The organism is Pseudomonas sp. LLC-1 (genome assembly GCF_002992185.1).
Classification (GTDB): Bacteria; Pseudomonadota; Gammaproteobacteria; order Pseudomonadales; family Pseudomonadaceae; genus Aquipseudomonas; species Aquipseudomonas monteilii.
The window spans coordinates 164,294-180,064 of sequence record NZ_LUVY01000016.1; the positions used below are offsets into that span (position 1 = coordinate 164,294).

The 15,771-nt window shown below is 62.5% G+C and carries 11 protein-coding genes; 4 read left to right on the forward strand and 7 right to left on the reverse strand.

Annotated features, from left to right (window positions below; translation table 11 throughout):
• Positions 1 to 18 precede the first annotated feature (18 nt).
• The 3 genes from A0O30_RS17735 (at position 19) to A0O30_RS17745 (ending at position 1,980) form a co-directional block, all read left to right on the forward strand.
• Positions 19 to 984, forward strand: a complete 966-nt coding sequence (locus tag A0O30_RS17735; RefSeq protein ID WP_105947352.1) for an L-carnitine dehydrogenase — start codon at positions 19 to 21, stop codon at positions 982 to 984.
• Between the two features lie 10 nt (positions 985 to 994).
• The gene (locus A0O30_RS17740) at positions 995 to 1,468 is read left to right on the forward strand and encodes a thioesterase family protein (RefSeq protein ID WP_105947353.1); all 474 of its coding nucleotides are present in this window, start codon (positions 995 to 997) and stop codon (positions 1,466 to 1,468) included.
• A 254-nt stretch (positions 1,469 to 1,722) separates the two neighbouring features.
• Positions 1,723 to 1,980 carry a hypothetical protein gene (locus A0O30_RS17745; protein WP_012270100.1) on the forward strand — a complete coding sequence of 86 codons (258 nt, stop codon included), beginning with the start codon at positions 1,723 to 1,725 and terminating at the stop codon, positions 1,978 to 1,980.
• A 120-nt stretch (positions 1,981 to 2,100) separates the two neighbouring features.
• On the opposite strand, the gene A0O30_RS17750 is transcribed toward A0O30_RS17745, so the two are convergent.
• From A0O30_RS17750 to A0O30_RS17780, 7 genes are all read right to left on the reverse strand, one after another.
• Positions 2,101 to 3,768, reverse strand: a complete 1,668-nt coding sequence (locus A0O30_RS17750; RefSeq protein WP_105947354.1) for an ABC transporter ATP-binding protein/permease — start codon at positions 3,766 to 3,768, stop codon at positions 2,101 to 2,103.
• Positions 3,765 to 6,548: a M16 family metallopeptidase gene (locus A0O30_RS17755; RefSeq protein WP_105947355.1), complete on the reverse strand. Its 2,784-nt coding sequence runs from the start codon at positions 6,546 to 6,548 to the stop codon at positions 3,765 to 3,767. Before A0O30_RS17755 ends, A0O30_RS17750 begins: the two co-directional genes overlap by 4 nt.
• Positions 6,549 to 6,573: 25 nt before the next feature.
• Positions 6,574 to 9,330 carry a TonB-dependent receptor gene (locus tag A0O30_RS17760; protein ID WP_256589704.1) on the reverse strand — a complete coding sequence of 919 codons (2,757 nt, stop codon included), beginning with the start codon at positions 9,328 to 9,330 and terminating at the stop codon, positions 6,574 to 6,576.
• Between the two features lie 338 nt (positions 9,331 to 9,668).
• Positions 9,669 to 10,631, reverse strand: a complete 963-nt coding sequence (locus tag A0O30_RS17765) for a FecR family protein (RefSeq protein WP_105947357.1) — start codon at positions 10,629 to 10,631, stop codon at positions 9,669 to 9,671.
• An 88-nt stretch (positions 10,632 to 10,719) separates the two neighbouring features.
• On the reverse strand, positions 10,720 to 11,220 hold the full coding sequence (locus tag A0O30_RS17770) for a sigma-70 family RNA polymerase sigma factor (RefSeq protein WP_105947358.1): 501 nt from the start codon (positions 11,218 to 11,220) through the stop codon (positions 10,720 to 10,722).
• A 182-nt stretch (positions 11,221 to 11,402) separates the two neighbouring features.
• Positions 11,403 to 12,509, reverse strand: coding sequence for a GlxA family transcriptional regulator (locus tag A0O30_RS17775; RefSeq protein ID WP_019096860.1), 1,107 nt, complete (start codon positions 12,507 to 12,509; stop codon positions 11,403 to 11,405).
• 416 nt (positions 12,510 to 12,925) lie between these two features.
• Positions 12,926 to 14,302 (reverse strand): L-serine ammonia-lyase, encoded by a 1,377-nt coding sequence (locus A0O30_RS17780; RefSeq protein ID WP_016714505.1) that lies wholly within the window; start codon positions 14,300 to 14,302, stop codon positions 12,926 to 12,928.
• Positions 14,303 to 14,755: 453 nt separating this feature from the next.
• Here A0O30_RS17780 and A0O30_RS17785 point away from each other — a divergent pair, with 453 nt between their 5' ends.
• A complete protein-coding gene (locus A0O30_RS17785; protein WP_105947359.1) occupies positions 14,756 to 15,703 on the forward strand; it encodes a choline ABC transporter substrate-binding protein in 948 nt (315 codons plus the stop codon).
• Positions 15,704 to 15,771: the final 68 nt, after the last annotated feature.

Here is a 15,771-nt window from a genome sequence, read left to right on the forward strand (position 1 = left end):
ACCATCAGGAGAATTCGCATGCCCTTCATCACCGAGATCAAGACCTTCGCCGCCCTGGGTAGCGGCGTGATCGGCAGCGGCTGGGTCGCCCGCGCCTTGGCCCACGGCCTGGACGTAGTCGCCTGGGACCCGGCTCCAGGCGCCGAACAGGCGCTGCGCAAGCGTATTGCCAATGCCTGGCCCGCGCTTGAGAAGCAGGGCCTGGCGGCCGGTGCATCACAAGACCGCCTGAAGTTCGTTGCCACCATCGAGGAATGCGTGCGCGACGCCGATTTCATCCAGGAAAGCGCGCCAGAGCGGCTGGACCTCAAGCTCGGCCTGCACGCGAAGATCAGCGCCGCTGCAAAACCTGATGCCATCATTGGCTCCAGTACTTCAGGTCTGTTGCCCAGCGAGTTCTATGAGTCTTCCACCCACCCCGAGCGCTGCGTGGTCGGCCACCCGTTCAACCCGGTGTACCTGCTGCCGCTGGTCGAAATCGTCGGCGGTAACCGCACTGCGCCTGAGGCCATCGAGGCAGCGAAGATCATCTACACCGCCTTGGGTATGCGACCGCTGCATGTGCGCAAGGAAGTTCCCGGTTTCATCGCCGACCGCCTGCTCGAAGCGCTCTGGCGCGAGGCCCTGCATCTGGTCAATGACGGCGTGGCCACTACCGGTGAAATCGACGACGCGATCCGCTTCGGCGCCGGCCTGCGCTGGTCGTTCATGGGCACCTTCCTCACCTATACCCTGGCCGGTGGCGACGCGGGCATGCGCCACTTCATGTCGCAGTTCGGCCCGGCACTCAAACTGCCCTGGACCTACCTGCCGGCACCGGAACTGACCGACAAATTGATCGACGATGTGGTGGACGGCACCTCGGAGCAACTGGGCGAACGCAGCATCGCCGCGCTGGAGCGCTATCGTGATGACACCCTGCTGGCGGTACTTGAAGCCGTGAAGGCCAGCAAAGAAACGCACGGCATGTCGTTCAGCGATTGAGGAAACCTTGATGCCCGCACTCATCACTTACCGCACCCCAGTCCAGGAGGACTGGGTCGACTACAACGGGCATCTGCGCGATGCCTTCTATCTGCTGATCTTCAGCTATGCCACCGATGCACTGATGGAGCGCATCGGCCTGGATGCCGACAGCCGTGGGCAGAGCGGCAACTCGCTGTTCACCCTGGAGGCGCACATCAACTACCTGCATGAAGTGAAGCTGGGCACCGAGGTATGGGTGCAGACGCAGATCATCGGTTTTGATCGCAAGCGTCTGCAGGTGTACCACAGCCTGCACCGGGCCGGGTTCGATGAAGCGCTGGCAGCCAGTGAGCAGATGCTGTTGCATGTAGATCTGGCGGGGCCGACGTCGGCGCCGTTCAGCGAGCACAGCACAGGGTTACTACAGGGGCTAGTGGACGAACAACGTCAACTTCAAGCGCCCGTTCATGTAGGCCGTGTAATCGGCCTTGCAAAAAAATAACCCCGGAAAGCCGTGAGCATCCGGGGCCAAGAGCGAGCAACATCCACTGTGCATGAATGAGGGTGACCAAACCCTCGGTTGCTGTAGATGGCTTGAGTGTGCGCAGTTCCCGCCAGGTGGATTTAGCCGTAAACGACCTGTTCTTAGCCAAAGCAGCCATGCCGGCATCTTGTTGTTGCGGGCATGTCGCCGTCGTCACAGAATCGGTCGTAAATCACAGCAGCACTCTCTTAGCGATAAAAGGGACAACAGCCATGATGCATGCGGATTTGATTGATCAGGACGACCTGGCAGGCCACCTGCGCGCACGCGGGTTCGAGATTCCGGCCGGGGCCAGTGCCGAGCAGGCTTGCGAAGCCGTGGTGCGGGGGCTGACCGAGCCCAATGCGCGAGCGCTGAAGGGCATGGTCGAGCAGATGTATACCGGCAGCGCGACGATCCTGCCAGCGGTGCGCCAGGCCATCGACAAACAGCTGTTGCCAGCGCTGGCGCAGTTCAACAAGCGGGCCTGATTCATTCTTCCTGCACGGGCCCTATCGCCGGCAAGCCAGCTCCCACAGGAGCTCCACAGGCCCTGAGGACTGTGCAGAACCTGTGGGAGCTGGCTTGCCGGCGATAGGGCCAGAACTGCCTTACGCAGGCTCGGCCAGCTTCTCCAGCTCTACAGTCCGGTCGAACAGCCGCGCCAGCCCCTCCTGGTGAGTCACGCCAACCACCGTACAACCCGGCAATTCTCGCCTGAGCATTTCCAGCAAGCCCTGGGCACTGTCCAGGTCCAACTGGCTGGTTGCCTCATCCAGGTACAACGTGTCCGGCCGATACAACAACGCCCGCGCCAGACTCAACCGCTGCTGCTCCCCGCCAGAAAGCACACGGTCCCACTCTGCCTGCTTGTCCAGTTGCCCTATAAGGCCCCCCAGCCCTACCTTGCCGAGCACGTCGATCAGATGCACATCGTCGATCGACCGCACCTGTGGATAAGCCAGCAACCCGCGCAAACTCATAGGCGGCATGTAAGGCTTCTGCGGCAACAACAGGCTGCGCCCCGGCGGCAGCTGCCAGTCACCCAGGCAATAAGGCCACAAGCCCTGCAAGGTGCGCAGCAAGGTCGACTTGCCCAGACCGCTGCGCCCACCCAGGCGTAACCACTGCCCCTGCCCCACTTGCAGGTCAAGGTCGCTTAGCAGCGCACTGCCATCTGGCCGGCAGAGCGTAAGCCCACGCGTGCACAGGCAGTCACCTCGCGCAGTCGCCGTGACCTGCACTCGGCTGGCGACAATGGCCTGCTCGAACTGCTCAAGCCGCTGCAATGCCGCGCTCCAGCGCACCAGCTTGTGATAGAGCTTGATAAACCAGCTAAGCGAGCCGTGCACCGCGTTGAAGGCACTGCGGATCTGCATCAGCCCACCCAGGGTGATGGCCTTCGCCATGAATGCCGGCAAGGCGGCAAATACCGGAATAATCAGGCTCAAACGCTCATAGGAGACCGTGAACAAGCTGAGGTTACGTTCGCGGCCCATCAGTTGCCACCAGTTGTCGGCAATGGCGCGAAAGCGCCCGGCCAGGTGTTCGCGTTCGACCGCTTCACCCCGGTACAACGCAATTTGCTCGGCATGGTCGCGCTTACGCAGCAGGCTGGCGCGAAAATCCGCCTCGCGGTGTTCACGCGCGTAGTTCAGCGCGTGCAGCGGCTTGCCGATCAGGTGCGTCAACAGGCTGCCGGCCAAGGTGTAGGCCAGCACGATCCACACGAGGTAGCCATGAACCGTGAACGTCTCGCCGAACAGGCTGAAGGTTTGCACACCGGACAGGTTCCACAGGATCACCATGAACGCACCGACCTGCGCCAGGTTGATAACCAGGGATGCCACCAGCTCGATGCTCAGGCCAACCATCAGGTCGATGTCTTGAGCGATGCGCTGGTCGGGGTTGTCCGGTTCGCCGGTCAGCCCCAGGCGGTAGAAGGCCTGGTCAGCCAGCCAGGCATCGGTCAGGCGCCCGGTCATCGCCTGACGCCAGCGCAGTTCCAGCCCTTTGCGGATGTAGTCCATGGCTACGACGATCAGTACATAGCTGCCCAGGTACAGCGCGTATTCGCCAACCAGGCCGTACAGGCCGGACGTATCGAATGCAGCCAGGGTGTCGTAGAAAGTCTTGCTCCAGCTATTGATCAGCACATTGATCTGCACCACCAACAGCCCCAGGCCGATCACCGCCGCCAGCATGAGCCAGGCCTGCCACTGCTGACGGTCGTGCCAGAACGGGCGGCTCAGGTGGTAGAAGGTGCGCAGGGTTTTCACAGCGCCTGCTCCAGCGCCGAAGCGGAAGGCAACAGGCGCAGTTGCACCTGATTGGCCCGTGGGAACAACTGCTGAGCCTGCCGTTGCAATTCAGGCAGGGTCAGTGCCTCTGGCAATTGCGCCTGGGTTTGCAGGTAGCGTGGGTCGTGCCAGCGGCGGTCACTGAGGATCAGGCGCTTGAACTGGGTTTGCGGGTCATCTCGGCGCTTGCTTTCCTGACGCAGCAGTTCGCGGCGCTCGGCCACCGCCCAATCGGCGTCAGGTTGCAAGCTGGCGAGGGTCTTCTGCGCCATGGCCCACAATTCATCGACCCGGGCCGGGTCGCAGGTGAAACTGAGGCTGCTTTCGATTCGCTGCGTATCGGCATTCAGCTCGCTGTCGAAACGCAGTCGATACACACCCGAGGCCTCGCCGCGCAATTGCGCTTTCAGGCGCTGGTTGGCCAGGTCGCGCAATACCGAGACCCGCACCGCCGCCTCCGGGCTCCAGGCCTGGGGCTGGAAGCTGCTGGCTTGCAATACCACGCGCGGTTCCAATGCAATGGCTAGGTCTTGACGGCGTTGGCCGGGCTGCTGCAAGGCCTGCTGACTGGCCAGCGCAGTGCTGCGCGGGAGGGTTGCGAGCATTTCACGGACCATTTTCTCCAGCGGTTCGGGTGCCATATCCGCCATCAGGTAATACGTCACGGGCGCACCGGCCAGAAGCTTCCAGTCGGCACTCAGCTGCTCGGCCGTCAATTGTTCGAGGGCGCCGGTATCCGGTGACGGCCAGTGGTCGACACCGTACTTGAGCACACGCTGCTGGCGTTCTTGCAGCCCGCGTACATCATCCGGGCGGCTGTGCAGGCGTTGCAGCAACACGTCCCGCGAGGTGGTGAACAGTTCCGGGTCGATGCTGGCCAGCTGGGTTATCCGATAGCTCTGGATCAGCGCCAGCAGTTGCTCCGGCGCTGCGCCAAGGTTGAGCTGCAGGCGCTGCGGCTGATGGTCGAAACCCAGTGTGGCGCGCTGTTCATGACGCCAGGTTGCCAGGGCCTGCGCATCCATACCGGACAGGCCGCTGTGCATGGCCAGCTGTGCGGCCATTTGCAGCCGCCAGGCCGGGGTGCCCGCAAGCTGATAGCCTGCGGTCGAGTCGGCCTGCAGCAGCCACTTGCCTTCCGGGCCATTGCGTTTGAGCCAGACCAGCCGGTCACCATTGCTCAAACGCCAATACTCCACACGCTGCTCCGGGAAGCGCTTGCGCTCGACGATGGCGGCCGCCGGCGGCGCAGTGGGCATTTGCAGGCGTGGGGATGCTTCGGTTGCCGATGCTACTTGCACGGGTGCAGGCAGCGCTTTTGCGGCCAGCTTCGCCTGGCGTGCCTCGACCTGCGCCACGGTCGGCAAGCTAACCTCGGAAGTACCCGCCGCACTGACCTGCAATACCCGGTCAGGGCTGGCCAGCCAGCGCCGCAGGCGGTCGTTCAGGTCGCCAAGCGAAATGCTGGCCAGTACTTCAAGGTAACGCGCTGCGATAGCGTGCCGGTCGGAGACGGTGGTGTCCTGCACAGCGGCGTTGTTGAGCTGTTCCACCCACTGCTCGAACGTACGCGGCGCCTGCTTGGCCAGGGTCTTGTCGCCCAATCCACGGATATGTTCGCGCTCACGCTGCAAGTCGGCTTCGCTGAAGCCGTGCTGACGCAGGCGCTCGGTCTCGGTCAGCAATTGCTGCAGTGCCTGGTCATGGGCCTGGCCTTCCACGCCAGCGGCGATACCAAGCACGGTGGAGTGCTCGCCGATCAGGGTTTTCTGCGCAATCAGGCTGCGTACTCCGGGCTCTCGCGGCTGACGGCGCAGGCTGTCGAGCATGGCGGCCAGGGTCATGCGGTCAATCAACCGCTCGCGCAATGCGGCGCGTGTGGTGCCGCGGCTGTCCGGCTCATGCAAACGGAACAGCATCGCCACCTGATTGCTGCCCGATTGCGGGTCTTGCAGGCGGAACACTTTCAGCGTGTTGTCCAGCGCCAACTCGCGCTGCTCCCGGCCCGGTACTTCACCCGCCTTGGCCGCACCAAAGGCTTGTTCGATCTGGGCGCGCATGGCCTCGGGGTCAAAATCGCCAACCGCCGACAACACCATGTTGTTGGGCAGGTACCAGCGGTTCTGGAAGGCTTGCAGGTTGTGCAGGCTGGCCGAGCGGATCGCTGCTTCGTTGCCGATGGTGCGGTGCCCGGGGTAGCGTGAGCCCACACGCTGCGAGGCGGTACGCTGCTCGTTCATGCGCTGGGCCACACCCAGGCCGCCGCGCCATTCTTCAATCACGATGGGCCGCTCGCGCTCCAGGTCCTGAGCGTTGTAGTCGCGGGCGAAGGCCAGGTCATGCAAGGCCTGCAACGCTTGAGGCGCCTGACGCACACCAGCGGGAGGGCCGATGAGGTACTGGGTGCGTTCATAGTTGGTTACGGCATTGAAGTGACGGCCCTGTACCCAGCCGAATCCGGACATCCGTTCACGCAGTTTCTGCTGGCCACCCGCTCGGCTGTGGAACGCCAGGTGCTCGACCATGTGCGCTACGCCGACCTGGTCGTCGGCTTCGTCCACCGAGCCGGCTTTTACCGTCAGGCGCAGGTCCAGCCGGCCAGGCTGCGAGGTGTCGCGCACCAGCCGGTAGGCCAGGCCGTTGGCCAATTGGCCCTGCACCACTTGGGCATCCCAGGGCAGCGGTGCGTCTGGCTCGGGCAGTGTGGCGCAGGCGCCGAGCAACAGCGGGCCGAGCAGGCCCGCGATGAGCTTTTTCATCAGGGTATCCACGATTTTTATGGTGTTAGAAGCGGTAGCCGACTTCCAGCCAGTACTGGCGGCCGACTTCGTAGCTGATCAGGCTGACCGACTCGCGGCTGGCGATCTTGTTGACCTTGTCGGTGACGTTGGTCACGTCGACGTTGACGAAGAACGCTTGGTCCTTTCCGGTGGGTATGTCCCACGCCAGGCGCAAGTCCCAGGTCGGTGCCGCCGGGGTGGCGACCGTTTCGTAGGTTTCGAGTACCTCGCCCGCGACCTCGACGTCCGGGTCCACGCCGACCACCTGGTCGTAAGCACCGCGATAACGGAAGAAGTTGCTGACCGTGAGGTTCCATTGCGGGATGTTGGTGATAGTCATCAACCGCGCCGTCCAGGGCCGGTTGTAGTCGCTGGCCGGCAGCTCGTGGTACGGGATGCGCTTGCCATCCAGCACCACATCGGCACCTGCCAGCTCATCGCTTTCTACACCTGCCTCGTAGGTGGCCCCGTAGGCGTCCTTGGTCCGTGACCAGTCCAGGGCGAGCTGCAGGCTGGTGCTTGTACCCATGAATCGCAGCGGCTGCATCGGGGTAACGGTCAGGCTTACGTTCTCACTCTCGCTGGTGCCGGCATTCAGGTACGCGTAGTAGTCCTTGCTATAGCCCTCGGGTATTTCATCCGCGCCCAGGTAGTAATAGGGGCGCGTGCGGTAGATCTGGTCATGGCCCTTGCGGTTGACGTACTTGAGCTGGAAGTCGGTGTCGAACCAGCGCTGGTTGAGGCCGACCATCCATTCATCGTCATAGGGAATATCCATGGTCGAGAACTTGCTCAGGTTCTTGTTTTGCGAGGCCAGCACCCACTCACCGTCCTGGCTGGCCCGGGTGTAGCGTGAGGTGAATGCCTGGCGGCCATCGGCCAAGCGGTACTTGAACAGGTTGCGCCCGTAGTAGCGGTTGGCGCCGAAAACCAGCACGGTACTGCGGTCGCCGAAGAAGTCGTAGTCACCGGAAAAGCGCGGTGCCAGCGACTTTTTCTCCATGTAGTCATCGCCCTCGAAGCGCAGGCCGGGGCGCAGGGTGAGGTTGCCGTAGCCCATCACGTCCTGCACGAACAGCGCGTACTTCTTCTGGTCAAGGTCGACCTTGCCAGCGCCGTAGTTCATGTACACGCGGCCCCACTGGCGTGTGTCGCCACTGGGCATGGGGCTGACCGAGCACCATGGGTCACCACCGGCGCAGCTTGTGCCGGTGTCGGTCTTGAAGGTGATCACCGAAAGCGCATCGTCCTCGCGCTCCCAGGTGGCGCGCTGGTAACCCAGCTCCAGGCCAGTGGTGATGCTGTGCACCCCGCCGGCGAAAGGGATGGTTTGCCAATCGGCCTTGAGCTTGTAATCAACGCCACGCTGGGTCTGGTACAGGCTTCCGTAGGCGCCTTCGATACTGCGTGGGTTATTGCCGTCCGGGTTGCCCCAGTCCTTGTCGTCGGACCAGTACCACATGATGTTGTCGTCACGGTCGGAGTCACGCGAGGTGTTGAGGTTGGTCACCGCCAGCTGCTGGGTCCAGGTGGCACGGTCGCCCTCATAGGTGGCCTTGAAGGACCCCTGCCAGCCGCCATTGATGTTGGTGTAGTGCGAGTCTTTGTAGTCCTCGCGGAAGTAGGTGTTTTCCTGGGGGGCGTAAACGATCGAGGTATCCAGGGTAAGCCTGTCGTTGACCGTCCAGTAGGTTTTCAGCAGGAAGTTGTCGAGCGCGCGGGTCTGCTCTTCTTCATTGTCGTTGTTTGGGCTGTTGTAGCCATTCTTGTAGGCGCGCAGTGGCAGGTACGAGCGCTTCTGGGAGAAGTTGAACAGGGCGCCGAAGTCTTCGTTGAAATGGCCTTCGAGGGTGCCGCGCAGGGTGGTCTTCTTGAACTCGGGCTGGTTCTTTTCGTTGGACGAAGTCTCGAAGGTTTCCTTGTTTTCCCGGGTGATGTGGTAACGCGTCCATTCCGAGCGGCTCATGGCATAGGACACCTTGCCATGCAGGTCCTGGCTTGGCCTGCGGGTGATGGCATCGACCACGCCGCCGTTGAAGCCACCGAATTCGACCGGCACGTTGCTGTCGTAAACCCTCACTTCTTCCAGCAGGTCGGCGTCCAGGGCGATGCCGTGCGAGCGGCTGGGTGCCGAGTCGAACTGGCGCGTTTCGTTGTAGCCGTGGGCGCCGGGGTCGAGGTCGTTGTTGATCGAAATGCCGTCGATCATGAAGTTGTTCTGGTAGAACTTGGCGCCGTTGATGCTGATGTCGGCGGGGTCGATCTCGCCGGGGGTGTTGGAGCTTTTCTGCTCGGTGCTGAACTGCACGTTCGGGTGCATCTGCAGCAAGGTGGTGATATCGCCGTTGGCACCGGGGAAGGCCTGGATGGCCTTGCGGTCGATGACCGTGGTACCCATGAAGCTGTTTTCTTCGGTATCACCCAGCACCAGGGTGTTGTGCAGCTCTAGCGCGCCATTGTCGGCTTGCAGCAGGCGAAACATCAGGGCGCCGTATTCGTAGTCCCAGGTGATGCCGGTGCCCAGCAGCAGTTGCGCCAGTGCCGCCTCGCTGCTGAGCTGGCCGCTGACGGCGCTGGAATGCAGGCCGTCGAGCAGGTCGGGGTCGACACTGACTTGCAGGCCGCTTTGCTGGCCGAAGTTGATCAGGGCAATGGCCAGCTTCTGTGCCGGGATGTCGAAGGAGTGAACCTGGGCTAGCGCCGAGCGCGGCTGGGCCGCCTCCTCAGCCTGGGCGGGCGCAACGTTGAAAGCGCAGCTCATGCCGAGCACACCTGCCCCCGCAACTTTTTTCAGGCGCAACGACCAACCCCGCGCGCTGCGCGGCTTCCGGCTTGATGTTTCAGTCATCCCACATCCCCACCCCCGGCAATCGCCGGGCTGCAAAATAGAATACGAATCGGTATCAGTTGTTGCGCGCGGGGGAGAAGACGGGGCAGTGCGGGGAATTTTCAGAAATTTCGGAAAAAAATTTCAAACAGCAAATTTGGGTGGCTGTACCGGCCTCATCGCCGGCAAGCCAGCTCCCACAAAGAGCAGCTTGCACTGTACCTGTGGGAGCTGGCTTGCCGGCGATGGGCCGCAAAGCGGCCCCGGCAATTTCAAGGTTTACTCAGTACCAGCAACCAAGGCCCATAGCTGCGCACCTCGCCACCGTGGGGCCGGATCACAGCCCGCAACGCCGCCTCGGGCCTGCGCAGGTCGTAAACGCCGGTCACCCGCTTGGCACCCAAAGCATCGTCACGCAGCATCACCTTACCTGGCATATACGGCGCCAGCGCCTGAACCAGCTCGGCCACCGTCTGGTCATCGGCAATCAACTGCCCCTGCCGCCAGGCAGCCGCTTGCGAAGGTACAAAGGCCTGCAACTGCACCCGCCCCTCGGCATACCGCAGCCGCTGCCCAGCGGTCAGTGCGCCCGCCAGCAGCTGCGCATCGGAAGTGTCTTCAACCCGTACCGAACCATGCTGCACATCCACCCCTACCCGTCCAGGCCGCAGCTCGACGTTGAACGCCGTGCCGGTCACAGTGACCTTCACGTCATCGGCACGCACATGGAAGGGCTTGGCCTTGTCGGGCATCACCTCGAAGAACGCCTGGCCGGCGAGCAGCTTCACATCCCGATGATCACCGCTGTAGTCCACGGCGATGGCGGTATCGCTGTCCATCTGCACCACGCTGCCATCGGCCAGGGTAACGTCGCGGGTCTCACCCTGTGCGGTGCGGTAGTCAGCCTGCAATCGCAGGCTCAAAGAAGGCGCGACTGCCACCAGCAAGCAAGCTGCAACGGCCGCTCCCAGCCACCAGCGTCTCCTGGATTGACGCTTGACTGGCAGCGGTAGCACTTCGGCCTTTGGCCACAGTTCGGTGGTGGTCGGCGCTAGCTGACCGGTAAGTTGCCAGACCCGTTCAGCCTTGAAGTAGGCTTGTGCATTGGCCGCGTCGCTGGCACACCATTGCTCGAACTCATCCCTCAGCTGATGATCGTGAGGAGACTGCTGCAGGCGCAGGAGCCAGTCCAGGGCCTGCTCGCGGCGGCTGGATATGAGGTCTGCTGACGTCATGTCGGGCAAGTCTCCTGGGGGCTGAAGGGCGCGCAGGTTCGCACAAAGTCGCCCCGCTCCGCAAAAGACGCACCCGCCTGGTTTTTTTTCACAGGTCATCCTCCAGGCATGCCATGCAATGGCTCAAGGCATCGCGCACCAGCTGGTGCACCAGGCTGACCGAAACATTCAGGTGAGTGGCTACTTCCTGCAGGGTATGGCCGCCCAGGCGATGCATCTCGAACGCTACGCGGGTGCGTTGCGGCAGTGCTTCGAGGGCGCGACTGATGGCACCCAGTTCGTTCTGCTGGGTAACGACCTGCTCAGGTGATGCGCTGGCCGAGGGCAGTTCAACGAGTATCTCGTCCCCGCCGGGCTGGACTTTCTCGGTGGCGGTGCGACGGGTGTGATCGAGCGCCAGGTTGCGCACGATACGGTACAGGTAACTGGCCGGGTGGCGGATGTCGGCATCGTCCTGCTGACGACTGAAGCGCAGCCAGGCTTCTTGCACCACATCCTCGGCACGGGCGCGGCAGCCGACGATCGGCGCGGCATAGTCGAGCAATGCCGCCCGATGGGCCAGGTAGAGCTGGAGTTTTTCGTCCGCCACGGGGGGGTATGCCAGAGGGTTTCGGGGGCGGCGATGTTACCCGTAGTCGAGAATCATTATCAACATGTGGATTTGTGTTGGCCTCTTCGCGGGCACGCCCGCTCCCACATCGACCGCATCACATTCAAGCCGTGCGCAGTACCTGTGGGAGCGGGCGTGCCCGCGAAGAAGTCAACGCGGCATCAGAGCCTTACACTGGCAAACGTCGACTCGTTGCGCGCCTGGCTCAGAGCGGCCATAGGCCCGCTGTGCGGCGACAGGGTCATGGCCTGTGGAATCGGCATCATCGCCACCTGTTGCGCGGTATTGGAGCCCACACGCTCGTCACGCGGCGGAATGCCGAAGTACTCGCGGTAGCACTTGGAGAAGTGTGGCGTAGACACAAAACCGCATACCGACGCCACTTCGATGATCGACATTGGCGTTTGCTTGAGCAGCTGCCGTGCACGAATCAGGCGCAGTTTCAGGTAGTAGCGCGACGGCGAGCAATGCAGGTACTTCTGGAACAACCGCTCAAGCTGCCGACGCGAAACCGACACATACACCGCCAGCTCGTCCAGGTCGATCGGCTCTTCGAGGTTGGCCTCCATGAGCGCGACGATTTCCTGCAGCTTCGGCTGGTTGGTGCCGAGCATGTGCTTGAGCGGCACACGCTGGTGGTCCTGCTCGTTGCGGATGCGCTCGTAAACGAACATCTCGGAAATCGCTGCCGACAGCTCGCGGCCATGGTCGCGGCTGATCAGGTGCAACATCATGTCCAGCGGCGCGGTGCCGCCAGAGCTGGTGAAGCGGTTGCGGTCGAGGGTGAACAGCCGGGTGCTCATGTTCACGCGTGGGAAGGCTTCCTGCATTGCCGCCAGGCATTCCCAGTGCACGCTGCAATCGAAGCCGTCGAGCAGGCCGGCACAGGCCAGTGCCCAGCTGCCGGTGCACACCGCACCAAGACGGCGCGACTGGCGAGCCTGAGCTTGCAGCCAGGTAACGTGCTCACGGGTGACCGAACGCTGAATGCCAACCCCCCCGCAGACAATCACGGTGTCGATGGGCGGTGCATTATTGATGGCGGCGTCCGGGGTGATCTGCAAGCCATCGCTGGCCCACACCTGGCCACCATCGACGGTCAGGGTATGCCAGCGGTACAGCTCGCGGCCGGACAGCTGGTTGGCCATGCGCAGCGGCTCAACGGCTGATGCCAAGGAAATCAGGGTGAAATTGTCCAATAGAAGAAACCCGATGGACTGGGGTGTTGTGCGGTTCTGGGTTGGGTTCCCGGAGGTGTACGACGTCATCGCGATTTCTCCTCACACAAATGCAGGGTGTGCCTCAGGCGGGCACTGATTTCTTGTTATGGCCCCGGTTCATGTGCCGGGGCTTGGTTGCCAATCTCAACGCAAACGCCGTGCCTGAAATTGAACGGCTGTCCAAAAAAACCTGAAAACGACGCCTTTGTTCGGCAAATCAGGTGCTTTGATCGAGTTGGCCTGGTGTACGCAAACGGGCGTGCTAGGCGCCGTGCGTGTAACGGCTGAGCAATTTGGTGACACGCACAGTGTAGGTTGCCCAGAAACGACACTCTTGAGTGTCACCGACAACGCTAGCATCGATAACGACATCCGACGACCGGCAGGCGACTGGCAGGCGACTGGCAGAAACACAAACGCCCCAGAATGGGGCGTCGTGTAGTAGCCAGATCAAAATCGGCGCATCAGCATTCGATAGCGCTGACCGCCAGGCCACCGCGGGAGGTCTCTTTGTACTTGTCGTGCATGTCGGCGCCGGTGTCGCGCATGGTGCGGATCACCTGATCGAGGGAGATGAAGTGTTCGCCGTCACCGCGCAGGGCCATCTGCACTGCGTTGATGGCCTTTACTGCCGCAATCGCATTGCGCTCGATGCACGGCACCTGTACCAACCCGCCGACCGGGTCGCAGGTCAGGCCAAGGTTGTGCTCCAGGGCGATTTCAGCGGCGTTTTCCACCTGTGGCGGGGTGGCGCCAAGCACTTCGGCCAAGCCAGCAGCGGCCATGGCGCAAGCGGAGCCAACCTCGCCCTGGCAACCCACTTCGGCACCCGAAATCGACGCGTTCTTCTTGCACAAGATGCCCACAGCGGCCGCCGCGAGGAAGTACTCCACCACGTTGGACTCGTTTACCGCGTCGCTGAAGCGCATGTAGTAATGCAACACCGCCGGGATAATGCCGGCCGCGCCATTGGTAGGCGCGGTGACCATGCGCCCGCCGGCGGCGTTTTCTTCATTGACCGCCAGCGCGAACAGGTTGACCCACTCCATGGCGCTCATGGTCGAGCCGATCACATTGGGCTTGCCGACTTCCTGCAGGCTGCGGTGCAGCTTCGCGGCGCGGCGGCGCACGTTCAGCCCGCCGGGCAGCGTACCTTCGTATTTAAGGCCATTGTTGACGCATTCCTGCATGGCTTCCCAGAGCTTGTGCAGGCCGGCGCGGATCTCTTCCTCGCTGCGCCAGACCTTCTCGTTGGCCATCATCAATTGCGACACGCTGAGGTCGTTTTGCTTGCACAGGCGCAGCAGCTCGGCGGCGCTGTTGAAATCGTACGGCAGCACCGTCTGGTCGGCGTCCAGCACGCCACTGGCGGCCTGGGCGGCATCGACCACGAAGCCGCCACCCACCGAGTAATAGGTATCGCGGTGCAGCTCGCCCTGCTCGCCTTCGGCAATCAAGGTCATGGCGTTGGGGTGGTACGGCAGGTTCTCGTCCAGCAGCAGCATGTCGCGAGCCCAGACAAACTCGATGGGCAGGCGGCTATCCAGCTGCAGGGTGTTGGTTTCACGCAGGTCGGCGATTCGCGGCACGATCTGGGTAGGGTCGATGGCGTCAGGCCATTCGCCCATCAGGCCCATGATGGTGGCGTTGTCGGTGCCATGACCGATACCGGTGGCCGACAGCGAGCCGTACAGGCGCACTTCGATCCGTTTAACACGCTCCAGCTCGCCGCGTTCGCGCAGCCCCTGGACGAACAGGGCGCCAGCACGCATGGGGCCGACGGTGTGGGAGCTGGAAGGCCCGACACCGATCTTGAACAGGTCGAACACGCTGATGGCCATTGTCGAATCACCTCTTGCTGGGCTTGTCTCTGCGCGCCATGCGCAGGGCGGGGCAGCTGCTAGGCTCAAACAGCGGGCCGCCTTGAATGCCAGCATCATCGGGCTTTTACCGCCCCCCTCGCCGTCTGCAACCGACGTACTTTTGTCCAGCAGCGCCGCGCGTTTTTTACAGGGAGAGCAGCGCTCACCTCGCCGTTTTCCGGCGGCCTGGTGACGTAAAAATGCGGCTGAGGGGGTGGAAAAATCCATAAGCGACATCGCCCATACTGGATACGACCCGTTCCGTACTGGTTACGACCCCACCAGTAGGCGATTGCCCGGCGCTGGAGGATTATCGAAAGCGACTCGTAAAGCACGGCCACGCATCCTGCCCTCTGCAGGCCTGGTCGACCGGACCCTGAGAAAGCCCGGCGACCCACGCGAACCCGAAGACAAAATCACAGGAGTCCATCCATGAAAGGTTCACCCTCGCTGTTGCTGGTTGCGTTGCTGTCCGCGCCGTTGCTGGCCCAGGCCGCCGAGCCCGAGCAGTGCCAGACGGTACGTTTCTCCGATGTCGGCTGGACCGACATCACGGTCACGACCGCCACCACCAGCGTTGTGCTTGAAGCACTGGGTTACAAGACCCACACCACCATGATCTCGGTACCGGTGACCTACAAGTCGCTGGCCACCGGCAAGGACCTGGACGTGTTTCTCGGCAACTGGATGCCGACCATGGAGAACGACATCAAGCAGTACCGCGACGCTGGCACGGTAGAAACCGTGCGCGCCAACCTGGAAAACGCCAAGTACACCCTGGCGGTACCCCAGGCGCTGTACGACAAGGGGCTGAAGGATTTCAGCGACATTCCCAAGTTCAAGAAGGAACTGGACGGCAAGATCTACGGCATCGAGCCCGGTAACGATGGCAACCGCACCATCCAGAGCATGATCGACAAGAACGCCTTCGGCCTGAAGGACGCCGGTTTCAAGATCGTGCAATCGAGCGAGGCCGGCATGCTGTCGCAGGTCGACCGCGCGCAGAAACGCGGCGAGGCGCTGGTGTTCCTGGGCTGGGAACCGCACCCGATGAACACCCGCTTCAAGATGCAGTACCTGACCGGCGGGGACGAGTTCTTCGGCCCCGACTTCGGCAAGGCGACCGTGTTGACCAACACCCGCAAGGGCTATGCGCAGGAGTGCAGCAACGTCGGCCAGCTGTTGAAGAACCTGTCGTTCGAGCTCAAGGATGAAAGCACCATGATGGGCTATGTCCTGGACGACAAGATGAAACCCGAGGCCGCCGCCAAGAAATGGCTCAAGGACAACCCAGGCAAGCTGGATGCCTGGCTGGCCGGCGTGACCACCGTGGATGGCAAACCGGGCCTTGAGGCAGCCAAGGCCAAGCTCGCGCAATAACGTACTACGCAATAGCGCTACCTCGGGGCAGGACCGTGCCTGCCCCGGGTTGATTTCAATCTATGCAG